The following is a 23651-nucleotide window of genomic DNA, read 5'->3' on the forward strand; positions in this document are numbered from 1 at the left end:
GGCGGCCGCGAGTCCAACTGAGATCATCACGGAAATGATGCTGGGGCAGGGTCCGGCCGAAGCTGTTATTAGCAACATCGGCGGTCTCCAATCCCTCGAGACTGTCGATGAACCGGAAGTCAAAGAACTGACTGTTGCGCACGCCGGCGGTTTGCTCACCGACGCGGGTCAAACCCCAACGGAAGGTGTTCACCACGTTGGGACTGAGCACAGCCTTGTAACCCAGAGCGAACCCTTTGTTGTTGCTGACTTTCGTCTGGTTGGGAGGCAAGTCAGGGAACTGCGGCCCCCTGGCGAAGAGGTTGTCATCATGCATCGTGCCGCGCCAGTAAATTGTGTGCGCAGCGTTGCGATCAATATTAAAGTCGGCCTTCAGGATCAACGTGCGGAAAAAGTTATCGAAGGGTGCGTTAAAGTTGAAGCCGACGATGTTCAACCTGTCAAACGTGCCTGGCGCATTGGGAACGGGGTACTGCTGAAAGTAAGCCAAAGCGTTCAAGTTGGGGCCTTCGCCAGCCGCGTTGAGCGGGTCGATGGCCGCCAATTCGGCCGGGGTCAGGCCATAGTGGCCCGCCGGGACCGTGTGGCTTCCGCTGATGCCGCTGACCGTGCCGCCCGGGCAAAGGCTCGGGTCTTCACAGGGGTAGATCAAGACGCCATCCCGAAAGGACATCGAGGGCACAGCGCGCAGAGTCGGCGAGGTGAGTTTCTCCTTCAGCTCCTCCCAGTTACCAAAGAGGAAGAGGCGGTCTTTAATCACTGGCCCGCCTAGAGCCAGACCGTAAATGTGGCGACGAAACTTCCCTTTCTCCACACCGTCCCGGTTCAAGAAAAAGTCATTGGCGTTAAATAACTCATTGCGATGGGCCCAATAGGCGAGGCCATGGAGATTATTCGTCCCGCTCTTGGTGACAAGCTGGACCTCGGCGCCGGAAGAACGTCCCAGGTCGGCGTTGTAATTGGTCGTGGTCACGCGGAATTCCTGCAAGGAGGCTTGCGTGGCCCGCAGGACGCTGGTAAAGGCGTAGCCGAACTGTGCATCGTTAACGTCAACACCGTCCAGGGTGATGTTGGTCTGGTCGCTGCGGCTGCCGTTGACGCTGCCCCCCCGACCATCGACGTCGTTCGTTCCGCTATATCCTCCCGGGACCTCTGCTGCCCCCGGAACATAGGTTACGCCGGCCTGCAAGCTCAGCAAACCGCTCGGATCGAGGTTCAGGGATGGGAGGTTCAAGACCTGTGAACCAGAGAATGGATTGCCAATGCTGGCGTCGGTCGTATTGACGCCGGAAACCTCCGCCTCCACCACGACCGTCTCCGCCACGGCCCCCACTTCCAGGTGGATATCCAAGGTCGATGTCAGACCGACAGCGATGGGGACGTGCTCGCGCACGGCTGTCTTGAAGCCTTCTGCCGTGACCTCGATTTTGTAGTTGCCGGGAACCAACTGGCTGAAGACGTAGCCGCCATCGGACGCGGTCGTGGCAGTGCGGGTGACCCCTGTGGCCTCGTGGGTGAGAGTGACCTTGGCGCCGGGAATAACGGCACCGCTCGGGTCAGTTACCGTGCCTGTCAACCCGCTCGTTTGAGACCAAGCGGGTAGGCTGACCAGCAACGCAACGCTCGACAGCATCAATACGCGTAAAAAAGAGGATGCTGACCTCACAATCCACCTCCTTGGAAATCGGTCATTCTGCGTCCTCATCAGACGGGCCAACCCCGTCAAACCGGGACGTGTCAAATCTTTTTGATCGGTAAAATAACCCTTGGACAAACTAATGCACTCCGGCCCACCACGAGAGGTCCCGGCCTACATAGACCCGCCGCGGAAAAAACTCAAGAGCCTTTTTGCCGATAATCGCCGACATACACGCCGCTTACCCGCGGAGCAGAGAAAGAACCGTTGGGCTCCACCACACCTCGCGTGCCACTGCGAGCTTCATTCGGCCCGCCCGCGGTTTTGCCTTACCAACCTTAGTCTCGTTGAAACCTTGCGACGAACTGTACCCTCCCCGCCGATGGAACACAAGGCAAGCCCCAAGCTCGGTAGCCTGGACCGCCCAAAAGTTTCCACATTCCTACGACCGAAGGACTACCAGGGTTCTCGGGTATGCTTTGAGCAATTCCGATGCCGAGGATCAGACCGATTGAAGTATTTGATAAGAAAGCAATTGAACTGGTTGCACAAAGGAAAGTGTCCCATTTATGGAATCTTTATTCGGGAAATTGTATGGACTGAATCGTATCTCTAGCTGTCAATGCAATCTATCTCAACGCCGAGAGGCTTCCTCTTGGATGACTTTGGGCGGCGTGCTCATCCTGGCATTCCATCTCCCCCCGGCGGGCGCCTGGGGATTTTGCGCGATGGGCTTCCGCCGGGTTCGCCACCTTGCTTCCTAAAAGGAAGCAGGACCGCTCCCGATTCCCACGCCTGACCTTGCCGTATCTATCGCAGAACATCGAACTCTGCTGTAAGAAGAAGTTTCCGGGTTCAAGGAAATAAAGACGTACCGTTACTTTGGCATCGAAGGCGCAAAGTAACGTCCGTGCCGGCCTTCGGCGATGCCCGGGTTCGCTTGCCCGCTCAAAAGCCGCGCCAATTGGCCTATTTTCGATCCTCGCTCTTTGCCCTTCACAGCCCTTCGTTGGGCAGGTTTTGGCCCCGATTTTGCTCCGCCCTATCTCTGCCATGCGTGTGTCCCGGCTTGGTTGGTTCAGAAAGTCCCCGCGTGCGCAGGTCAAGGAGTCAGCCATGTGGCGTGATAGCAAAGTTTCTTCGAGCAAGCCAACCCCGCTGCCGATGGAGCCGTATCCACCGCCGCTTGCCCGTCAGCCCGAATCGGGCAGGCAAGAAGGCGGGCTTGCCGCGCCGGTCGGCGTTCCACCGGTGATTGAACCCGGCGCCAAGCGCGGCGAAGGGTCGCACCTTGGGCCTTCGCTCACCCTTCGCGGCGACCTCCTGGCGGCCGAGGATCTCTATTTCGATGGAAAGCTCGAAGGGAGTCTTTCGGTGCCCAACCATTGCGCGGTGATCGGCCCGCGCGCCCAGGTCAAAGCGGACATAGACGCCAAAGAAATTGTCGTTCACGGCAACGTCCAAGGCAATCTGCGCGCCACCGATCGCGTTCAGATTCGGGTCAGCGGTTCGGTCCAGGGCGACATTGCCACCAGCCGGATTCAAATCGAGGATGGCGCCAACTTCCGCGGCCGCATTGAAATCCAACGGCCGGAAGCGGCATCAGCCGCCTCGGCGGAAGCGGCGAAGAGCCGACCGCTCGCCCCGATCCAATCGGGGCTCGCGGTGAAGGCTGGCGGTGAACCGCGTTCTCCCGAGCCCACTCAAAAAGCAGTGAAGTCGGCGAGCGAGTTGTAGCGCGCAGGTCAGGTGAAATGTTTTCTGCGTCACCGGAGGCGGTGGGCTTGCCGCCGGAAAAAATTATTTGCATTTCCGGCTGCCTCGTGCGATACTTTCTCCGCTGTTAAGTTTTTGTAATTGATCTGGGAACAGAATCGGCTACAAAGCTTGGCGCTTTGTAGCTTTTTGTTTTTGCGGATAGATTGCGAAGACTACAGTCCTGCCGGTAAGCCCGGTTCGGGCAGCAGGAATTTCCAACAAGGAGTTTAGCAGTGAGAGAACGAGGTATTGTGAAGTGGTTCAACGCCAGCAAGGGCTACGGGTTCATCCAGCGCGCTTCGGGCGAGGACGTTTTCGTCCACTTCTCCGCCATTCAGGAGGAGGGCTACAAGAGCCTTCCCGAGGGCGCTGAAGTCGAGTTCGAAGTCGCCAAGGGGCCCAAGGGCTTCCAGGCGCAGAACGTCGTTCGCGTCTCCGCATAGTTTCGACTGAGTGAAACAAACTGATAGGGGAGCCCGCCCCGGGTTCCCCTTATTTTTTTCTTCTCGCCATCCTTTTCCTCTAACACGGTATTGTAGGGGCAAGCTTCAGCTTGCCCTCGTCCCGCTTGCCCTCGTCCCGCCATGGTTTTCCTCTACCACGGTATTGTAGGTATTGTAGGGGCAAGCTTCAGCTTGCCCTCTCTTCCTCTTGCCCTCGTCGGGGGCGGCCTAAAGGTCAGCCCCTGGACGACGGCATCTCAAAAGGACGTTGGATAACGGTCTCAGGAAAACACTCGAGCCAGCGCTGCCAGCAATTGGTCAGGCGTATAGGGTTTTTGCACCCAGGGGCCGCCCTGCGCCTCCACAAAGCTGATGGTGTACATATCGGGCGCGCCGCTCGAACAGAAGATAACGCGGCGAGCAAGCTCAGGGTTCACGCGGCGCAGTTGTCGAAAGAACTCCAGCCCTTCCTTCCCCGGCATCTTCATGTTGATCAGGACGGCCTCAGGGCGAAATTCCTTCAAAAAGATGAAAGCCTCGTCGCCCGTCGTCGCCGTCAGGACCTCATGGCCCTGCTCCTCGAAAATGGCGGTGGCCAGCTCGCCCAGCGGCGCATCGGGCTCGAGCACCAGGACGCGCTTAGGGGAGAGCAGGGGCGCCGGCGCTTCGCTTGGAATGGCCTCGGGCGCGGGCGTCGAAGCCAGCTCGATGGTAAAGGTGGTGCCGTACCCCGGTTCGCTCGCCCCGATCAAGTCGGCACTCGCGCAGCGCAACTCCCCGCCAAGCGCTCGCACGATGCCCTGCGAAATGTAGAGGCCCAGGCCTGTCCCCATGCCGGGAGGCTTGGTAGTAAAGAATGGCTGAAAGACCCTGCCGAGATATTCGGGGGGAATCCCGACGCCGCTGTCGGAAAAATGTATCTGAACGCGGTTGCCCGCGCATGCCGAGCGAATCCGGATGGTGCCCGGCTGGCGACTTTCGGCGATGGCCCGTTCGGCATTCATGAAGAGGTTGAAAAGCACCTGCTGGAGTTGCTGCGGGTCGCCCATGGCAAAGGGACGTTCCCGTGCCAGGTCGGTGTTGATCTGGATGTTCCGGCTCTCTAACTCGTATCGGCGAAGAACGATGGTCTGCCGGATCACCTCGTTGACATCGATGGGACGGATTTCGAGCGGCTGCCGGCGAACCAGGCGCAAAAGGTTGTGCACGATATCGGTGGCGCGGTGCGCCTCGCTGACAATCAAGTCCAGCTCGCGCCGCAAGGACTCGTTCTCCGGCCGGCTGCGCAAGATCTGGGCAAAGCCGATGACGCTGGTGAGCGGATTATTCAGCTCGTGGACTACGCTCGCCAGCAACTCAGCAATCGCCGTCAGCCGCTCCTGCCGCACAAGCTGGCGCTGGTAGCCCACCACGTCGGCATAGGACCGCTCCAGGTTGATCAGCAAGTTTCGATTTTGCCACCAGAGCCGCCCCGCCACCACCAAGACCACCATCAGCGAAAGGCCGGTCGTTCCGGCAATCCAGTAAACCGCCCGGCGAGTGACCTGGGAGAACCGGCGGCTTTCCTGCCCGAGAGCTTTCTGCTGGGCGGCGACGAGCTGATCGAACTTCTCGAACGCTTCAGTGGCGATGGGTTGACCGGCCAGGGAGACCCAATCGCGGTCACCGCCCCGGCCCAGTCGGCGTGCTTCCGCCACACCGGCCGAGTGCCCGCGGTACGATTTTTCCAGTTGCCTGATCTCCCGGAAATGAGCCAGCACGGTTGGCTCAAGCCGGGAAGCTTCCACCAAGCTGACGATGCCATCGAAATCTTCCTGAGCTTCGTCACGCAACTCGAGATAGCGGGGGTCTCCGGTCAGAAGAAAACCGCGAAAATCTCGCACTTGTGATTCGAACGCCAACCGCAAGCGGCTCAGTTGGTGCTGCGTTGCCTGGACCTCCGCCAGGTTCTGCGCCGAGAAGCGCGAGACGCGGCGCAGCTCGACCAGCGAAAAAACAGAAACCGCCATTTGCGACCCGAGCGTCACCGCCAGCCCCAGCAAAAAAAACGAATTGACGCGGCGAATACCGCGGTGAGCTTTTTTGAGTTCGGCGGGAGGGGGATCAGAGAAGGGGCCGGCCGGGGAAACATTCGCCTCTCGTGAAGCCGGACCTGTCGCCTTGTTCTTTTTTCGAAACCAGTTCACGAGGATGCCTCGCCTTAAGAAGTGACGGGCTTGAACCAGTCCCGCCATTCGGGATGCCGGGATCAATCCCAGCACTCCTGCGTGCCAGATCGCCGTGCGTGCCGATCAGCCATGTAGCCGATTGTTTCGCCCTGAACCGTGTGGGGTATCGTCGCCTGCGGGCGAAACGAATCATAGGGCCGAGCGGCCGATGTGTCAAAGGTCGGAAAGGCAAGGAACCCGCCGCCAGGGATTCGAAAGATAATGGAGATCCAAACAGCGGTCGGGTGGCGCATACATCCCGCAAAGCAGGATGTGTGCGATTAGTCGGTTGTTGCTGCTTGGTCGTTGTGTTAGCATTTTTGCGCTGCTAAGGCCGGCAGGGAAGTCGTTTGCCCATTACGCAGTTGGGGGTTCACAGCCTCCCGGCGAAGCGGGAAGGTCTTCGGTGGAAGGTGGGCCCTGGCCGGAGCCAAGAATTTAGGCGCGTAGCTCAGTTGGTGAGAGCGTCCCGAGGCATCGGGAAGGTCTTCGGTGGAAGGTGGGGCTTGGCCGGAGCCAAGAATTTAGGCGCGTAGCTCAGTTGGTTAGAGCGCTTCCCTGACACGGAAGAGGTCTGCGGTTCAAATCCGCACGCGCCTACCATTCCTCCTCTTTGACAAGAACCGATGGAATTGTGCTCGCCCCGATGCAATCGGGGCTCGCGGCAAACCAAGTTCTTCCTTGGACGGGTTGAGAGAAGGTGAAACAAGGAAGCCGGCAATGGTTCTGGGCGACGCTGATTCTTTCCTGCGTCACGATCGTGACGTTTGTCTTTGCCGCCTGGGAGTTGATGGAAAAACGTTTCTTCCGCAATGTGGACTACCACACGCTGCATTTTCTTTACATCAGCCGCGGGGTGGTCTCCTCGCTGCTACTCGCTGCCTGGGCTTCCTGGTTTGTGCTGCGGGCGCGCAGGCAGCACGAGGAAGCGTTGCGGCGTTCCCGTGAACGTTACCGGGGCATCCTGGAAGGCTCGCCGGACGCGGTGGTTCTCTACGATGACCATCTCGTCGTGATCGAGTGGAACTTGAGCGCCGAGCGGCTCTTTGGTTTTGCGAAAGAGGAAGTGATCGGCAAGGTTCTTCCCACCGTCCCGGAAGAACAGCGAGGCGAAGCGCTCGAGTGGGTAGCGAAGCTTGCCCGGCAGCAGAGGATTCTGGACCTCGAAACCTTGCGGTGGCATCGCGCCGGCGGGCCCATCTGGGTATCGGTGAGCTTGTCGTCCTTGCGCGACGAAGCGAGCGGGCGGCTCCACGTCCTCGAGGTTGCCCGCGATATTCGAGAGAAGATCGCCCTGCGCGACAAGATCATTGAGGTGGAAAAACTCACCACCATGGGTCAAATGGCCGCCGGGACTGCCCACCACCTGAACACCCCGCTCGCCTCCTTGCTGCTCCGCGTGCAGATGATGAAGGAGCGCCTGCGGCATACCGACGGCGGCGCCGATTTGGCGCATCTCGAGGCAGGCATTCATTCCTGCCAGAGCTTTGTGCAGCAGTTGCTCCGCTTTTCTCATCGCCTGCCCGCCCAAAAGAAGCCGGAAGAGATCACTCAGCAGATCGAATCCATCGTGACCTTTCTGCGCCCCACCTTTGCCGCCAAGCGGGCGCAAATGGTCCTGGATCTCGATCGAGCCCGCGGGGCGCTCGTGATGGCCGATCGAAGCCAGTTGGAGGCGCTTTTTTCGGCCCTGCTCGTCAACGCCGCCGACGCCATCGCCGAAGGCGGGAGCATCACCATTACTGCTGCTCCGGTAGCCGACGGCGAGCCGAAGCCGGGCTTGCCCGCCCAGGACAGTGCAGGGATTATCGGAAAAGAGTCTTTGGCGGGCCGTGGCGACCTGGAGATTTGCATTGAAGACGATGGTTGCGGCATCTCCGAAAAAGATTTGCCGCGGCTGTTCGAGCCTTTCTTTACGACAAAAGCGCCCGGGCAGGGGACGGGGCTGGGGCTGGCGCTGGCGCGGACGATTGCCCAAGAGCACGGCGGGTCAGTGGCGATTCAGAATCGGCCTTCGTCCCGAAGCCTTCGCCCCGAGGTATCGGGGCAAGGGACTGCACGGCACGGTGCCGGGCGGGGCGTCTGCGTTCGGCTGCGGTTGCCGCTTCACTGAACAAAGTAGGGGCCGGTCTTCAGACCGCCCTGAACAAGGTAGGGGCCGGTCTTCAGACCGCCCTTTGAAGCAGCAGTAGGGAGTAGCCGGTGAAGCACGCGGCAAGCGATCCGTGTACGGTCCTCGTCGTGGACGATGACCCGGAATTGCTGGCGACGCTTGGCGACCTGCTGGCCGGGCAGAATTATCGCGTGCGGATGGCGTCGTCCGGGCCGGAAGCGCTGGCTCTTTTGCGCCAGCCCCGATCCTATCGGGGCCAGCCCGCTACGCCCGATTCGGCCACGGCGAGTCCGGTTTGCCTGGCGCTGGTGGATCTCGTCATGCCTTTGCTCGACGGGCTGACGCTGCTCGGCGAAATTCGGTCCGGCCACGGCGATATCCCCGTCGTGATGATGACCGGCTATGGAACGATCGAGACCGCCGTCGAGGCCATGAAGAAGGGTGCGGAAGATTTTCTGACCAAGCCCTTTGACAAGGAAGCCGTTCTCAAAAAAGTGGCCCGGCTGCTCGAGCTTCACCGCCTGCGTCTCCAGGTCGCTGAACTCGAGGCTCGCAACTCCGGGGCGCTCGGGTCGGCCGGAGTTTTTCGAGGGATTATCGCTCGTTCGCCGCGGATGCAGTCGCTGCTAGAGAGAGCCGAGGCGGCCGCCCGGTCGGATCTTCCTGTCCTGTTGCTGGGCGAGACGGGAACGGGCAAGGAGATGCTGGCGCGGGCCATCCACGCTGCCGGCGGGCGGGCTTCCCGGCCATTCATTCCGGTCAACTGCGGCGCGCTGCCGCGTGACCTCATCGAAAGCGAACTCTTTGGCCACCAGCGCGGAGCCTTTACCGGCGCGCTGACCGAGCAAGAAGGACTTTTCCGCGCCGCTGACGGCGGGACGATTCTTCTCGACGAGATTGGCGAACTGCCCAGGGAAGCTCAGGTCAAGCTCCTGCGCATTTTGCAGGAAGGCGAGCTGCGTCCGGTGGGCGGCTCGCACCCCGTCCAGGTGAACGTCCGCGCCATTTCTGCTTCGAACCGCCCGCTCGCTTCGCTGCGTCAGGATTGCCTGCGCGAAGACCTCTACTACCGCATTTCGACCATCACCATCGAGCTGCCGCCGTTGCGCGAGCGCCGGGAAGACTTGCCGCTCCTGGCCGAACACTATTTGCGAAAGTTCTGCGAGAAATACGACCGAGGCGCTTCTCGTGGTGAGCTCGGTCGAACCACGCTCGACCGCCGCGCACTCGATCTGCTTCTTTCGTATCCGTTCCCCGGCAACGTCCGGGAGCTCGTCAACATTCTGGAAAGCGCCGTGGTCACTCTTCCGCCTGACCAACGCACGCTCGGGGACAAAGATCTGCGGCCTTTGCTCCGTCCCTCATCCGAATCCCGATCCCGCTCTGCGGGACGCGCCGATATATCGGGGCAAGGGATTGGGGCGGGCGGAGGGCGGCGGCCATCGGGCTCACTCGACTCGGGTGAGATGGCTGAGCCGGTGCTGGCGCCCGATGCTTCCCTGCTCTCGATGGAGAGCGTAGAAAAGTTCGCTATCCAGCAAGCGCTTCACCTTGCCGGAAAGAACAAGTCTCGCGCCGCGGAAATCCTCGGCATCTCCCGCGACTCGCTCTACAGGAAAATCCGCCAGTACGGTTTGGAGACGAGCAAAGAAGAAAAGTAGCCACGAGCGGCGTGAGCTGTTGGGTCTTGTCTGGAAAGCGCACACTTGCCTTTCTCCAAGCTTCTCCGTGACTTAGGAGATTGTGTCTGAATCCCGTACACCGCGCCGCTGCAGCTCCTGCCGATTTGGTGTTCAGATCCGGCCGGGGCATCGAAAATCTCACTGTCGTTTTTCTTCGTAGCTTCCTCAAAACAAACGGGAAAGAAACTGAACCCGATCCCCGCCTCCGGCCAATTTCAAAGGGTTCTGGCTCGGTGTCGAGCGTGCTAGCGTGAAATCCGAGGTTCGCCGCCCCGATGTCCCGATCCCGAAGCTTCGGGATTCGGGATCGGGTCAAGCGCGGATGAGTTTCTGGCGGGCAAGCCCGCCGTCAAGCCAGGCGGGTCGACCAGGAGGTGAAGGATGGAATCCTGGCGGAAGAACGAATTCTTCTTTTGGCTGGTTGCCGCCGTCGTCGCCCTTCTCTTTCTTCTCGCGGTGTTGCGCTACGAGAAATATGACCGCGCCCGCGAGCAACGCACATTGAGTTCTTTCATGGCGGGCGACCCCCGTGAGGGCGGGCGGGTGTTCTCCGACAAGGGATGCGTGCGATGCCACGCGATCGGCGGCGTGGGCGGCACCGAGGCTGCCGGTAAGGCTGGTGATCTCGGCAAGGTTCCTGAAGGAAACCTGAGCTTGAACGAGCTCGCTACCGCGATGTGGAACCACGCCCCTGAAATGTGGAAGGGCATGCAGGAAAAGCAGTTTGACTATCCGCGGCTGACCGAAGAGCAGGTGACCAACCTCTTTGCCTTCCTTTATACCATCCGGTATGTGGATGAGAGCGGCGACGTCGAGCGCGGCCGGGCGCTTTTTGCGAGCAAGGGATGCATCCAGTGTCACGCGCTCCAGGGCCACGGCGGCCGACTCGGACCGGACCTGGCCCAGGCGAGCTACCTGGGCGTGCCCATTCTTTGGGCACAAGAGATGTGGAACCACGCCCCGCGCATGGAGGCTTTGATTCGCGAAAAGAATCTAGCCTGGCCCAAGTTTCGCGACACCGAAATGATTGACCTGCTCGGCTACGTGCGCAGCTTGAATACGGGACTGCGGCGAGGCTTTGAAGTGTTGCCGGCCAACCCCGACCGCGGCCGAGAACTGTTTCGACAAAAGGGATGCATCGCCTGTCATGCGGTGGACGGCGAGGGCGGAACGCTCGGGCCCGACCTTGGCCGGGAGCGAAAACTGCCTCGCACGCTCACCCAGGCCGCCGGATGGATGTGGAACCATTCGCCGGAAATGTGGCGAACGATGCAGACCAGGGGGCTCGAGCGGCCGCAGTTTGAAGGTCGGGAAATGGCTGACCTGCTCGCTTACCTCTTCAGCATTCATTACTTCGACGAGCCTGGCGATCCGGAAGGGGGCAAGCAAGTCTTTCGTTCGAAGGGCTGCGCCACCTGCCACGGAGACGACGGGCGCGGCGGCAAGGGCGGCCCAAACATTCAGCAACTCAAGGGAAAATTTTCGCCCGTCCGCATGGCCTACACCATGTGGCAACACGGGCCGGAGATGTACGCTCGGGCGCAGCGGCGGAACATCCCCTGGCCGAAATTTCGGGGCAGTGAGATGGCTGATCTGGTTGCATTCTTGAATTCTCAGTAGTCCCGCAGAGCGGGACGGGCGGCTCGGCCCAGGAGATTTTGTTGACAGATCCGGAACGGATTCCTACGAATCGCGAGCCCCGATTGGATCGGGGCGAGCCCACATCCCAGCGGAGAAACTCACTCCTCAACGGCTTCTTTGTGCTGGGGGTGGCGCTTTTCTTTGCCGGTGGTTTGGTTGCCCTCCCACGATGGATGCATGCGCCCGTCGCGCAACCCATCCAGTTCAACCACCTCAAGCACAAGCAAGCCGGCCTGGGGTGCGCCGACTGCCATGCCACGGTGCTCGATCAAGCCGCTGCCGGGCTGCCTGACCTGGCCCTTTGCCTGACCTGTCACGAAGCCGCGGTCACCGAAAGCAAAGAAGAGGAAAAGATCCGAACGATTGCATCCGGCGGAGGAGAGTTGTCCTGGAACCAGGTGACGCGCATGCCGGAGGATGTCTATTTTTCGCATCGCCGCCACGCCAAACTGGCCAAGCTGGATTGCTTGGTCTGTCATGGAACGGTGGGCGAAAGTGTCCGGCCACCCGAGCGGCCTGCTTTGCCGATGATGATGGCGAACTGCCTGGACTGCCATCAAAAGACGCATGCCAACGTGGATTGCTATGCCTGTCACCGCTAAATCGCCTGGGACTGGTCCCGGTGGGGTGCCGAAAAGGGCGGCTCCGGCCCGCCACTGGCGCTTGGGCGGGCTGGCAGTGATCCTGCTTGCCTGGCTGGTGGTAACAAGAGCGGGCGGTGCTGAGGGTTCCTACTTCCTTCCCGGGAATCCAAAAACGGGTTTGAAGATTTTCGCGGAAAAGGGCTGTATCCGTTGCCATGCCGTTCAGGGGGAAGGTGGGCGGAGCGCCCCGGACCTGGCGCGCTCGCCCATGTTCTACGCCAGCGCTTCCCAACTGGTCGGCGAAATGTGGAACCACGCGCCGCGCATGTGGGAAAAGATGCGCATCGAGCACCTGCCTGTGCCCCGGTTTGAACCGGCTGAGATGACCGACCTTTTCGCGTTTCTCTTTTCGATTCGTTCGTTCGACGAGCCGGGCGATCCGGAACTGGGCCGGCAAGTGCTCGCCGGCAAGGGCTGCACTCGCTGCCATGCGATTCGTGGGAGAAGCGGTGGCGAAGCGCCGGGAGTGGTTCGGCTAGGCTCACCACAAGTCGGGCCGGACCTCCAACGCTGGTCTGGCTATCGCAACGCCGTGCAATGGGCCCAGGCGATGTGGAATCACTCGCCGGAGATGATACAGGCGATGGCCGGGCGCGGGATGCCCTGGCCGGAATTTCAGGGCAACGACATGGTCAACTTGATCGCCTATGTGCGCGCCCAATCGCCGGCGCGGGGCGGGCACGTCTATCTGCGTCCGGCGGATCCAGTGGTTGGCAAAACTTTGTTTCAGGCAAAGGGCTGCTCCCAGTGTCATGCCCGCCCGGGGCGGCCGGGTCAGGACGGAGGAGTGGGGCCGGAATTGGCCGGGCGGGCCATGCCGCGAACGGTCAGCCAGTTTGCCGGGCTGATGTGGAATCACGCGCCGCGCATGGCGGAAAGAATGGCGGCTCGGGGGATGAAGCCACCTCGGTTTTCCAACAAGGAAATGGCCGATCTCATTTCCTATCTTTTCTCAGCTCGCTACTTCGAGCAATCGGGAAACGCGCACGAGGGCAAGCAGATTTTTGTGAGCAAAGGCTGCGCGAGCTGTCATGGCCTTCAGCCGGGTGGCGGCCCCGACCTCAGCGGCTGGCAAGGCCAGGTCTCTGCGACACGTCTGGCCGCCGCCCTGTGGAACCACGGCCCGGCCATGCTTGAACACATGCAGCAGGTGAAGATCGACTGGCCCGCCTTTCGTCAAGAAGAGATGGAAGACTTGATGGCATTTTTGAACCGGCAGGGTCAGGCACAACGTCGGGAACCGGGGAGGGCGAAACCGTGAAAGTCCGCAACGGGGGCATAGGCGTTTCCCGACGCAACTTTTTGCGCTTTGCTGCTGGAGCGTCAGCCGGCACGGCCGCTTCCGGGCTCACGGTCAAGGGCATGAGCAGCCTTGCCCAGGCGCTCGCTGAGGAGAAGCGTCCGCCGGGCGGCCCTGAGCGGTGGGTGGCGACGACCTGTCAAGCCTGCCCGGGTGGCTGCGGGCTGGTGGTGCGATGCGTGGGCAAACGCGCCGTGAAAATTCTTGGCAACCCGCTTCATCCCGTCAACCGCGGCGGCGTCTGCCCCAAAGGCCAGGCGGCGCTTCAGTTGCTTTATCACCCGGATCGCCTTCTTGAGCCGCTCCGCCAGTCCCGGCTCGCCCCGATTCTATCGGGGCGAGGATCGCAGCGTTGGGAGGCTCTATCCTGGGAAGAAGCGCTGAAGCTAATGAGCGAGAAATTGCAAGCGATTCGCCAGGCGGGTCGCTCGCATGGCGTGGCTGTGTTGAGCGGGGCGAGACCGGGCGCCATGCCAGACCTCTGGCAGCGCTTTCTCGCGGCCTACGGTTCGCCCAACCATCTGAGTTTGCCCGGCACGACAGACGGATCGAGCGCGGCGGCGTATTTCATGCAGGGAGTTCACGAGCCGCTGGCTTACGACCTGAAGAATGCGAGTTACGTTCTGAGCTTCGGCGCGAACTTGCTCGAAGGCTGGGGTTCGCCCGTCCACCTCATGCGCGCCTTTGGCGCCTGGCGCGCTGCCGAAGGCCAGCGCAGCAAGCTGGTGCAGGTTTCGCCTCGGCTCTCGGTTACGGCGGCGAAAGCGGACGAGTGGGTGCCCATCCGGGTGGGTACCGAGGCGGCATTGGCGCTCGGGATCGCCTACGTCCTTATCTCCGAGGGGCGAGTGGACGCGAATTTTCTCGCGCAACATACCTTTGGGTTTGACGATTGGACGGATACCTCTGGCCAGCGGCACGCCGGTTTCCGCACCCTGGTGCTGCGCGACTACCGTCTCAACGAGGTGGCTGAACTGACGGGCGTGCCCGTAGAAACGATCTTGAGGCTGGGGCGGGAGTTTGCCGCCAACCCGCCGGCGCTTGCCCTGGGAGATAAACCCGGAAGCGTCCAGCCGGGAACTCTCTATGGCTCGATGGCCGTCGAGAGCTTGAACGCGCTGATGGGTAACTTTGAACAGCCCGGCGGTGTCCTTCTCCAGCCCGAGGGGCCGCGCACAGCGGGGTGGCTTGGTGTTCGGCATCATTCGGCCGGCGAGCAAGCCGGGCGCCCGCCGGCTCTCGATGGGTCAAGGTCTCCCCTGGCGGGCGATGCCGCCGACGTGCTCGCTGAGGCTGCGCTCGAGGGCAAGCCTTATCCCATCGAAGCGCTCATCCTCCACGATGCCAACCCGGTTTATCTGGCGCCGGACCGAGATCGGTTTATCGCGGCGCTCGCCAAGATTCCGTTCATTGTGGACTTCGCCACGCTTCCCGACGATACAACGGATTTTGCCGATCTGCTCTTGCCGGCGCCGACATTCCTCGAAACGTGGGACCTTTCCGGTACTCCTCCGGTGGTTCCTCGCGCCCTCCGTGGATTGTCCCAGCCGGTGGTGCCGGCGCGGCACGGGAGCCGGCATCCCGGGGATGTTATTCTGGCGCTTGCCAAACGACTGGGAGGCCCGCTGGCCGGGGCACTGCCTTTCGACCGCTTCGAACAGGTGGTCAAGCGCTCGGCGCAGGATATCTTCTCCGCGCAACGCGGCTATCTCTTTGGCACCCAGCTCGAAGAGGTTTGGGACAAGCTGCTTGAAAAAAGCGGGTGGTGGGCGCCGGACTATTCGACAGCCGACGAACTCTGGCAGCAGATGAAGGAGAAAGGCGGCTGGTGGGATCCTGCGTACCACTATGGCGAATGGGGGCGTGTCTTCCGTACGCCCTCGGGAAAGTTTGAATTCTTTTCGCAGCTTCTCTGGAGGGACATCCTCGCTGAGGCCAGGAGCAACGCAGCAAAGCCGGATCTGGTCGCGGCCGAGAGGCGCTGCCTGCCTCACTTCGAACCGCTGTTTGGGGCAAGCGCGACGGATGCGGGCCGGCCCGATGCGGGCAACGAAGCCCAATTTCCCTTTGTGCTTTTTCCCTACGAGATTCTGCCGTTGGGCGAGACGCGAGGCGCTGACCTTCCTTTTTTGCAGCAGATTCTTGGCCAGCACCTGTTTGAGCGCTGGGAAAGCTGGATTGAAATCCATCCCGAGGCGGCACGCCGCCTGGGAATTGAAGACGGGAGCTGGGTCTGGGTCGAATCGTCGCACCGGAAGGCTCGCATGCGGGCACGCTGGTTCTTGGGTTTGCGGCCTGAGGTGGTGGCGATCCCGCTCGGATTGGGTCACCGCACCGGGTCGCGCTGGAGCCAGGGGCGCGGCACGAACCCGTGCGAGCTGTTGGTGCCGGGGAGCGGGAACCCGGCCGAGCCGCCCCCGGGCGGCGGGGCGCGGTGGTTTTCCACTCGCGTCCGCATTTCCCGAGCGTAGGTGAAGCATGCCGCGTTGGGGCATGGTGATTGATTTGGCGAAATGCAGCGGCTGCCAGGCGTGCGTGGTGGCGTGCGCGGCTGAGAACAACGTTCCTTGCGCGGAACCGGACGAGGCAGGCCGCGGGCGAGCGCTCACCTGGATCAAGGTGGTTCCCTTCGTCGAGGGAGAATTCCCGCACGTGAAAGTGCGGCTGCTGCCGCTGCCCTGCCTGCATTGCGACACCCCGCCCTGCATCAAGGTCTGTCCGGTGGACGCCACCAACATTACGCCGGAAGGAATCGTGCGCCAGATTTTTTCCCGCTGCATCGGCTGCCGCTATTGCACCAATGCTTGCCCCTATACGGTGCGCGTCTTCAACTGGAGGAAGCCCGAGTGGCCCGGGGAAATGGACACGGCGCACAATCCGGATGTTTCGTTGCGGCCGAAAGGGGTGGTGGAAAAGTGCACCTTCTGCCATCACCGCCTGCAAAAGGCGAAGGAGGAAGCGCGCGCTCAGAATCGGCCGCTGGCCGAAGGCGATTACGTCCCGGCCTGCGTCGAAACCTGCCCCACTCAGGCCATGTATTTTGGCGACCTCGACGACCCGATGAGCAAGGTCTCCGAGTTGAGCCGCAGCCCGCGGGTGTTTCGGTTGCTCGAAGAGCTGGGCACCCACCCCAAGGTCCTTTACCTCGCCGAAGGAGAGTGGAGTGGAAAGACATGACAACCCGTTAGGGCCGGAGGAGGTATTGATCCGGCCCATCCAGCAGACCACCAGCCAATTCTATCGGGTGCTGGCTGTCCTGTTGTTCTTGGGGGCGCTCTCCATTTTCGCCTGGATCCAGCAACTGAAAGATGGTCTGGTGGTCACCGGGATGAACGTCCCGGTGTACTGGGGAGTGTACATCACCAACTTTGTGTTCTTCATTGGCATCAGCCACGCCGGGACGCTGATCTCGGCCATTCTCCGGCTGGTGCAGGCGGAGTGGCGGCGCTCGATCACGCGGGCGGCGGAAGTGATCACCGTGCTCGTGCTCTTCTTTGGCGCCGGCAGCGTGATTATGGACCTTGGGCGGCCCGACCGCCTTCTGAACGTGCTGCGCCACCCTAATTTTCGCTCGCCCTTGCTCTGGGACGTTTGCAGCATCACGGTTTACCTCACGGCCAGCACCATCTATCTCTACCTGCCTTTGATTCCCGACATTGCCATCCTGCGCGACCATGCCGGCAAGCGCACCTGGCTCTACCGGCCGCTGGCGCTGGGTTGGCGGGGCACGGAGAAGCAGAAGCGCCTGCTCGAACGGGCGATCGCCGTGATGGCCGTTCTGGTCATTCCCATCGCCGTCTCCGTCCACACCGTGGTCTCCTGGGTCTTTGCCATGACCGTGCAGCCGATGTGGCACAGCACGATCTTTGGCCCGTACTTTGTGGTGGGCGCGATCTTTTCCGGCATCGCTTCGCTCATCATCGCCATGGCGATCATCCGGCGCATGTATCATCTGGAAAACTATTTGAAGCCGGTGCATTTCAACAATCTCGGCCTGCTCCTGCTGGTGATGAGTCTGCTCTGGTTCTACTTTACGTTCGCCGAGTTTCTGACCACCTTCTATGGCGCCGAGCCCGCCCACCTGGCGGTCTTCTATTCCAAGGTGACGGGACGTTTTGCGCCGATTTTTTGGACGATGGTGGTGACGTGTTTCTTGATTCCGGTAGCGATCCTGGCGCGGGGGAAAACGCGCACGGTAGCGGGGACGGTCGTGGCGTCGGCCTTTGTGAACGTCGGGATGTGGCTCGAGCGGTTTGCCATCGTCGTCCCAACGCTCTCCATGCCGCGCCTGCCCTGGGGCAAGATCATCTACCATCCCACCTGGGTCGAACTGGCCATCACCGCCGGCTTCTTCGCCACGTTCATCCTTCTCTACATGGGCTTTACGAAGCTCTTCCCCATCGTCTCCATCTGGGAGGTGCAGGAAGGCCGCCAAAAATCGCTTCGGGAAGTGGAGGAGCGCGTGAAGACCTACCTGCCCGGCGCCGAACCAGCCACCGAATAGACCTTCGGGCAAGTGGCGAGCCCGCGAGTTGCCATTTTTATTTTGACCATTCCGAAGGCGAAGTATATTGTCTCCCGAGAACAGGACGATGGTGGGTGGTTAACGGAAAGGCGGCACCGCCTCACGGAGAGACTGCGCAGCATGGATCATTCCAAGGATCATTTCCGGGATCATTCCCGGGCCGTTCGCTATTTTCCGCGCACGGTCGGCACTCCTTGCCTGACGGTTCTGGATTCTCTCGGGCGGGTCATCGAGGCGGACGAGCGAGCGTTGCTTCGCCACGTCGTACAAGAAGGATTTGGGTGTGACATTCTCTTTGTCCTCAGCAACGCCGGGGAGTGGTCGCTCATCAGCAATGAGCAGCGCCAGCGGCTCATGCAACTGGCGGCGGGGGAAGTCCGTGCTTTGAGCGCTGGATTGGCCATGAGCGGCCACGCCCCCCTCCAGGTCTGGCTCGGCGTCACCGGGTTGACCCGCAAGGAGACGCTTGAAAATCTTCGCCTGGCCTGGGAACTGAAGGCCGACGCTGCCGTCATTGCTCCCCTGGCGATTCGCGATCTTGGCGTAAGGGGCGATATGCTCGCTTTCTTCCAGCGCGAAGTCGCCTCGCTTTTTGATACCCTGGGCGGCGACCTCCCCCTCTTCCTTTATGACAATGCCGAGCTGCCGCGTGACCCCGGGCCGTCTCACATCCACACCCACGACGTCAAGGTGTTGTCCCGCCTCCCCTTTCTCTACGGCCTGCTGGTGAGCGGCTCAAAGCGGGAGATGGGCAACTATTTTCGCGGCGCGACGCATTTCAAAGAGAAAGGCCAATTCGGCATCTACCTGGGCCAGGCCATGATGATGTTCGACATTTTTCTTCCCGGCCGAGGTTTTTGGGGGCGCTTGAAGGAGCATTGGGATCAATGGCTCCTGCAGGAACACATGCCGTTTGGCGTCATCGCGGGTGAATCGAATCTCCTTCCCTGCGAGTGGCAGGCGGCCTGGTCGCTTTGTCTTCGGGGAGACAGGGAAGCCCTGGCGCCCTACCGCGACATCTTCGAACGGTTCGCCCGCGCCTTTACCCTGCTCCCGAAGCTTGCCGCGGCGAGCGGGGGCGGCAAGACCCAATTTGTGGCATGTTGCAAGGCAGCGTTGAAGGCTGACGGAGTGATCAGCAGCGACGCGGTCGCCGCCGGCACGCCTGCGCTCACTCCCGCCGGGCGAGAAAAATTCCTGGAAGAATATCGGGCGGCCAAGACCTGCCTGAAGGAACTCGCGCCCGCCGGCCGGCTTACCCGCACCCCAGGCGCTACGCGCTGAGCCGGCTCGGTGGCGGGGTCATGCTGAACGCATGAGAGGTCCTACCTGTCATCCTGAACGGAGTGAAGGATCTGAACGTGAGATGCTTCGCTGCGCTCAGCATGACAAGGCCGCCCAGATTCTTCCCTCCGCCCTGTACCAGAGGGTGCAGGGCTCCGCTGAGTGTGATCGCGCCAGTGCTTGGCGGTTATCAAACGGGTTGTAGCCTCTTCGCAACACCTGTCCAGTGAGTGCCAGTGAGGGGTGGCAACGCGGGCGAATGGCAGGCGATCCCGGGTCACTCTCCGCCGGAGCGAAGGCGAGCGGCGGCGATTCTTCCCAACGTGCCCCCAGGGTGGCGCTCGTGAAACTCTCTGAGGCTAAATTTGCGCTTTTCCATGACCACCACAGCAAGGGCATCGCCGAGGGCGAGCGTGGCAGTAGCTGTCCCCGTGGGTACGATCCCGAAGCAATCCACCTCCGTGGCTGGTTCGAGCGAAAGAAAATAGTTGCTCATTTTTGCCAACCGCGACTTTGGATTCGCGGCCACGCCGATGATGGGAACTTTTCGGTGACGGCAATATTTCAGAGCCGCCAACAGCTCGGCCGTTTCGCCGCTCTGTGAAACGGCGATCACCACATCGTCCTTGGTAATCATGCCCAGGTCGCCATGCAGCGCCTCACCGGCGTGCAGGAAAAGGGCTGTGCTACCCGTGCTGGCCAATGTTGCCGCCATCTTGCGTCCCACATGGCCGGACTTTCCGAGGCCGGTGACGATGATGCGTCCGCGGCAACGGAGGATGGTTTGTACGGCTCCATCGAAGTTTGCATCCAGCAAGGCACCAACCTTACGGATGCCGCGGGCCTCTTCCTCAAGAATGCGACGGGCGCGAATCACCCAGGCGGATGGCGCCGGGCGGCGGCCCGGCGCGGGTCGCTGATTGCCTCGTTTATTCTTGCTGGTACGGTGAAACTGCATGGCGCTCGGTTTGGTCCCCTCGCCGTCGAACGGGCCTGGCTGCGGGCAACCTTTTCTCTGGAGCCAGCACCCCCTCCACGCGGGGAAGTCCGCTTACTTTAGCTAAATTTTCTCGAACGCGCTAGAACCTATTTCATAACCTTCCAACAAAATGGTGCCTCAAAGGGGGAGACGCACAGCTTCCTCTTGGGCCATAATGGGTGTGCCGGCCCGCCGCGGCGGGCTCGTTGGATTTGCGAGGGCGCGATCCCCCAGCGAGCGGCCGGAAGCGCCGTATCTTCTTTTGGGGTAGAGAGCAATGGGCAAGCGAATTGGAGTGCTCACCGGTGGTGGCGATTCGCCCGGATTGAACGCCGTGATCCGGGCAGTGGTACGCCAGGCGGTGGCGCACGACTTCGAGGTCATTGGTTTCCTGGAGGGGTGGAAAGGCGTGCTGGAAGGCGAAGTGGAACCCCTCGGCCTCGATAAGGTATCGGGCATCTTGGTCCGGGGTGGAACCATTTTGAAAACTTCCCGCACCAATCCGCTGAAGCGGGCAGACGGCCTGCCTGTCATGATGGAAAACCTGAGGAAGCAGGAGATCTTCGCGCTGGTGGCCATCGGCGGAGACGACACGATGAGCGTGGCGGTAGAACTGACGAAACATGGCGTCAAGGTGGTCGGCGTTCCCAAGACCATTGACAACGATCTGCCGGGAACCGACTTCTGTTTCGGCTTCGACACGGCCGTCAACGTCGCCACCGAGGCCATCGACCGCCTGCATACCACGGCCGAGGCTCACAATCGGGTGATCGTCGTCGAGGTGATGGGACGCGACTCCGGGTGGATTGCGCTCTACGCCGGCATTGCTGGCGGCGCCGATTTTATCCTGATACCGGAGAAGCCGTTCGATATCGAGGAGGTTTGTGAAGCACTCCGCAGCCGCCACAGCCGCGGTCGTTCCTTCAGCATTGTGGTGGCTGCCGAGGGGGCGCGCTTTGCCCGTGCCAAGCCGGGCCAGGAAGTTGTCCTCCAAACGGAAAAACGCGATGAATTCGGCCACGTGCGGCTCGGCGGGATCGGCCAGGTGCTGGCCTCGGAAATTGAGAAGCGCACCGGATTTGAAACGCGCGTCGTTGTTCTTGGACACGTGCAACGCGGCGGCTCGCCCTCCGCATTTGACCGTGTGCTCGCCACTCGTTTTGGTATCGCCGCGGTCGATCTGATCTTGAGCGGTGAATTTGGCAAGATGGTCGCTTTGCAGGGCACGCGCATCGTGGCCATTCCCCTGCTCGACGCCACTGCCGGTACCCGTCCGGCGGACGAAGAGCTCTACCGCATCGCTTCCGTCTTTTTTGGATGACTGCTGTCGTATGCCCCTGGCTTGGCAGCCTTCAGGAAGCCTTTCCATGCCTCTGCCGTAAATCTGAGGCGAGTCTCTTCAAGAAGTGGAAACACAGGTTCAAACCCCTCCTGCACAATTGCTATTGCCCTCTCGGGGAAAAGGGGTAATATTGCCCGACGGGATGGAGTGAGGCGCTCGACCTCCCTGGTTCCCTTGCCGGCAAGCGTGCGCCGCCAAACGCGCGACTGCTGCTCAACTTCTCTTCCTGGATCGGAAGGAGGTCAAACGGCCACCGAGAAATCAACACGCGATTCAACGCCGTTTGCGACCGGGGCTCCGGGAGCGACGGTCGTGCCCGGAACCAAACGCCAGCAACTGCTCAGCCTGGAGAAGGATCGCAGCCGGGTCTGGTGGCTGAGCGTGGCCATTATTCTGGCGCTTTCGATCGGCGTAGTGATGTTCATGCTGCCGGAAGTTCTATGGAAACCTGCCCCATCGCCCTATCGCAGCCGCGTTCTTTTCGCCGGATATTGCGGCTTGATGGCGCTTGCCGTCGCTTACTTGATCCGCCGGCAACTCTCGGTTGCCAGCCTGACCAAAAAGCTCATCTCGGATGTTCGGCTTGAGACCCTGGTTCAACTGAACCGGGAATTGATCAACAAGCAGCTCGAGCTGGACAAGGCTTATGCCCGGTTGACGGAGAGCCAGCAGAACCTGGTGCGGTTGGAACGGCTGGCAGCTCTCGGCGAGATGAGCCTGAAAATGCAGCATGAGATTAACAACCCCCTGGCTGTTATGCTTGGCAATCTCGCCTTATTGAAACAAGCATCGCTCCCGCCTGAGATCGCTTCCCGCATTGCTACCTTGGAAGAAATGGCCCGGCGCATCCAGGACGCCGTGGATCGCCTCAGCATGGATCTGCCCCACATTGATGTGGGTGATTCCGCAACTGCCCCGACCGATTTCTGAAGCGGACGTGACCGACCCTTGTGATGGCAGCCAAGAACCTTGTTTTCTATCCGACTGGATTTCCGGCCAACCTTTTCCTCTCCGCTTGAATCCTAGCTAAGTCCCAGCCAATTTGGAGGTCCAGATGCGATTGAAACTCGTGGTGTTCCTTGTTTCTCTGTTTGCGATGGCTTCGCTGCTTCGAGCACAAAATCGCCTCGAGCTTGCCGCAGAAGCGAATTCGCCGATTTCTGCCAGGGACTTCAGCAACGCCAACTTTACCGGCGATTTTACGAAGTCGGGCGGGTTCCTGGTCAGCGGGCGGCTCTTTTTCTTTGAAAAGACCGGTCTTGAACTGGGCTACGGCTTTTCACGGAATGGCCTGAAGCTTCGGGATTTGGTCAGTGGCGCTACCTTTTCTCTGCCGAGCGATGAACATTCCTTTGACGTGAATCTGGTGCATCGCTTTGCCACCGGCCGCATTCGTCCCTGGTTGATGACTGGTTCGGGGGTGATTTCCTATCGTCCGCGAGACGCAGCCCAAGCGAACCTTGCCCGCGCCGGCTTCTTGCCCATTAGTAACGTGTCTCGTCCGAAGTGGAATTTCGGCGCGGGACTCGATGTTACCGTTCTTGGGCCGCTGGATGCTCGGATCGCGCTGCGGAATTATTTGACTCTGGCGCCGAATTTCTCGACCACGAGCTTGACGGGAACCTTCCAGGCGCCAGGCAGCGTCGTGATTTTTGTTCAGCCGTCCATCGGCGTGCTGCTCAGCTTCTGATCGGTCGCAAGCGAGCATGAACGACCAAGCAGGTCGTGCACCCGGCCCACGACCTGCGCAACAGGAAAGGCGCATGGGCCACTAACCGCCCAAGCTGTTCAGGAGCGCCATCAGAAAGCTCAAGATAACAATCCCGGTGGCGAAGTAGCCGGTCTTGTCCCACCACGACCGGCGAGCAAAGATAGAAGCGTCGGGAACGAGGTAGGCCAGCGCCACGCCAGCAATGAGCCCGCCCGCGTGTGCAGCATTGTCAATGTATCCTCGGAACAGAACACCGATCAGCACAAGGTAAATCAGCCAGCGGATCAACTGCCCGCGGATCATCCGTCCGGCGCTGCTCGGATAGCGGGTGGTGTATCCGATCATCACGGCGGCATGGGTTTCAGCCTGGGGGCATCAGGGGCGCT

At 61.1% G+C, this 23651-nt stretch carries 18 protein-coding genes and 1 tRNA gene; 15 read left to right on the forward strand and 4 right to left on the reverse strand.

Annotated elements, in window-relative coordinates:
* Positions 1-1666, reverse strand: a 1666-nt coding sequence (locus VIH17_09450) for a carboxypeptidase-like regulatory domain-containing protein (GenBank protein HEY4683458.1), incomplete at its 3' end; no start/stop codon positions are given.
* Between the two features lie 1086 nt (positions 1667-2752).
* Between VIH17_09450 and VIH17_09455 the strand changes: the two genes are divergently transcribed.
* On the forward strand, positions 2753-3373 hold the full coding sequence (locus tag VIH17_09455; GenBank protein HEY4683459.1) for a polymer-forming cytoskeletal protein: 621 nt from the start codon (positions 2753-2755) through the stop codon (positions 3371-3373).
* Between the two features lie 254 nt (positions 3374-3627).
* The gene (locus VIH17_09460) at positions 3628-3837 is read left to right on the forward strand and encodes a cold shock domain-containing protein (GenBank protein ID HEY4683460.1); all 210 of its coding nucleotides are present in this window, start codon (positions 3628-3630) and stop codon (positions 3835-3837) included.
* Positions 3838-4118: 281 nt separating this feature from the next.
* On the opposite strand, the gene VIH17_09465 is transcribed toward VIH17_09460, so the two are convergent.
* Positions 4119-6023, reverse strand: coding sequence for an ATP-binding protein (locus tag VIH17_09465; protein ID HEY4683461.1), 1905 nt, complete (start codon positions 6021-6023; stop codon positions 4119-4121).
* A gap of 547 nt (positions 6024-6570) precedes the next feature.
* Between VIH17_09465 and VIH17_09470 the strand changes: the two genes are divergently transcribed.
* From VIH17_09470 to VIH17_09515, 10 genes are all read left to right on the forward strand, one after another.
* Positions 6571-6647: transfer RNA gene (locus VIH17_09470), tRNA-Val, on the forward strand.
* A 97-nt stretch (positions 6648-6744) separates the two neighbouring features.
* Entirely contained in the window at positions 6745-8157 is a 1413-nt protein-coding gene (locus VIH17_09475) for a PAS domain S-box protein (GenBank protein ID HEY4683462.1), read from the forward strand.
* A gap of 89 nt (positions 8158-8246) precedes the next feature.
* The gene (locus VIH17_09480; protein ID HEY4683463.1) at positions 8247-9818 is read left to right on the forward strand and encodes a sigma-54 dependent transcriptional regulator; all 1572 of its coding nucleotides are present in this window, start codon (positions 8247-8249) and stop codon (positions 9816-9818) included.
* A 402-nt stretch (positions 9819-10220) separates the two neighbouring features.
* Complete coding sequence (locus VIH17_09485; GenBank protein ID HEY4683464.1) at positions 10221-11459, forward strand: cytochrome c; 1239 nt, start codon at positions 10221-10223, stop codon at positions 11457-11459.
* 41 nt (positions 11460-11500) lie between these two features.
* Complete coding sequence (locus VIH17_09490) at positions 11501-12082, forward strand: cytochrome c3 family protein (GenBank protein HEY4683465.1); 582 nt, start codon at positions 11501-11503, stop codon at positions 12080-12082.
* Positions 12083-12107: 25 nt separating this feature from the next.
* Complete coding sequence (locus tag VIH17_09495; protein ID HEY4683466.1) at positions 12108-13385, forward strand: c-type cytochrome; 1278 nt, start codon at positions 12108-12110, stop codon at positions 13383-13385.
* Positions 13382-15895 (forward strand): molybdopterin-dependent oxidoreductase, encoded by a 2514-nt coding sequence (locus tag VIH17_09500; GenBank protein HEY4683467.1) that lies wholly within the window; start codon positions 13382-13384, stop codon positions 15893-15895. Before VIH17_09495 ends, VIH17_09500 begins: the two co-directional genes overlap by 4 nt.
* Positions 15896-15902: 7 nt before the next feature.
* The gene (locus VIH17_09505; GenBank protein HEY4683468.1) at positions 15903-16601 is read left to right on the forward strand and encodes a 4Fe-4S dicluster domain-containing protein; all 699 of its coding nucleotides are present in this window, start codon (positions 15903-15905) and stop codon (positions 16599-16601) included.
* Positions 16588-17928, forward strand: coding sequence for an NrfD/PsrC family molybdoenzyme membrane anchor subunit (nrfD, locus tag VIH17_09510; GenBank protein ID HEY4683469.1), 1341 nt, complete (start codon positions 16588-16590; stop codon positions 17926-17928). Before VIH17_09505 ends, nrfD begins: the two co-directional genes overlap by 14 nt.
* A gap of 141 nt (positions 17929-18069) precedes the next feature.
* Positions 18070-19233, forward strand: a complete 1164-nt coding sequence (locus VIH17_09515) for a hypothetical protein (protein HEY4683470.1) — start codon at positions 18070-18072, stop codon at positions 19231-19233.
* Between the two features lie 277 nt (positions 19234-19510).
* Here the strand turns inward: VIH17_09515 and VIH17_09520 are convergent, their stop codons facing one another.
* Positions 19511-20191: an SIS domain-containing protein gene (locus tag VIH17_09520; protein ID HEY4683471.1), complete on the reverse strand. Its 681-nt coding sequence runs from the start codon at positions 20189-20191 to the stop codon at positions 19511-19513.
* A 298-nt stretch (positions 20192-20489) separates the two neighbouring features.
* Here VIH17_09520 and VIH17_09525 point away from each other — a divergent pair, with 298 nt between their 5' ends.
* From VIH17_09525 to VIH17_09535, 3 genes are all read left to right on the forward strand, one after another.
* Complete coding sequence (locus tag VIH17_09525; protein ID HEY4683472.1) at positions 20490-21533, forward strand: ATP-dependent 6-phosphofructokinase; 1044 nt, start codon at positions 20490-20492, stop codon at positions 21531-21533.
* 333 nt (positions 21534-21866) lie between these two features.
* On the forward strand, positions 21867-22484 hold the full coding sequence (locus VIH17_09530; protein ID HEY4683473.1) for a histidine kinase dimerization/phospho-acceptor domain-containing protein: 618 nt from the start codon (positions 21867-21869) through the stop codon (positions 22482-22484).
* Between the two features lie 124 nt (positions 22485-22608).
* The gene (locus VIH17_09535) at positions 22609-23244 is read left to right on the forward strand and encodes a hypothetical protein (protein ID HEY4683474.1); all 636 of its coding nucleotides are present in this window, start codon (positions 22609-22611) and stop codon (positions 23242-23244) included.
* Positions 23245-23325: 81 nt separating this feature from the next.
* Here the strand turns inward: VIH17_09535 and VIH17_09540 are convergent, their stop codons facing one another.
* Entirely contained in the window at positions 23326-23610 is a 285-nt protein-coding gene (locus VIH17_09540; protein ID HEY4683475.1) for a rhomboid family intramembrane serine protease, read from the reverse strand.
* Between the last annotated feature and the right edge of the window lie 41 nt (positions 23611-23651).

Source organism: Candidatus Acidiferrales bacterium (assembly GCA_036514995.1).
GTDB lineage: Bacteria > Acidobacteriota > Terriglobia > Acidiferrales > DATBWB01 > DATBWB01.

What these genes read in the sequence shown, in the direction of transcription:
- VIH17_09535 (HEY4683474.1), top strand. Translation starts at nt 22,609, where the DNA reads ATGCGATTGAAACTCGTGGTGTTCCTTGTTTCTCTGTTTGCGATGGCT.
- VIH17_09520 (HEY4683471.1), bottom strand. Translation starts at nt 20,191, where the DNA reads ATGCAGTTTCACCGTACCAGCAAGAATAAACGAGGCAATCAGCGACCC.
- VIH17_09540 (HEY4683475.1), bottom strand. Translation starts at nt 23,610, where the DNA reads ATGATCGGATACACCACCCGCTATCCGAGCAGCGCCGGACGGATGATC.
- VIH17_09525 (HEY4683472.1), top strand. Translation starts at nt 20,490, where the DNA reads ATGGGCAAGCGAATTGGAGTGCTCACCGGTGGTGGCGATTCGCCCGGA.
- VIH17_09505 (HEY4683468.1), top strand. Translation starts at nt 15,903, where the DNA reads ATGCCGCGTTGGGGCATGGTGATTGATTTGGCGAAATGCAGCGGCTGC.
- VIH17_09455 (HEY4683459.1), top strand. Translation starts at nt 2,753, where the DNA reads ATGTGGCGTGATAGCAAAGTTTCTTCGAGCAAGCCAACCCCGCTGCCG.
- VIH17_09485 (HEY4683464.1), top strand. Translation starts at nt 10,221, where the DNA reads ATGGAATCCTGGCGGAAGAACGAATTCTTCTTTTGGCTGGTTGCCGCC.
- VIH17_09515 (HEY4683470.1), top strand. Translation starts at nt 18,070, where the DNA reads ATGGATCATTCCAAGGATCATTTCCGGGATCATTCCCGGGCCGTTCGC.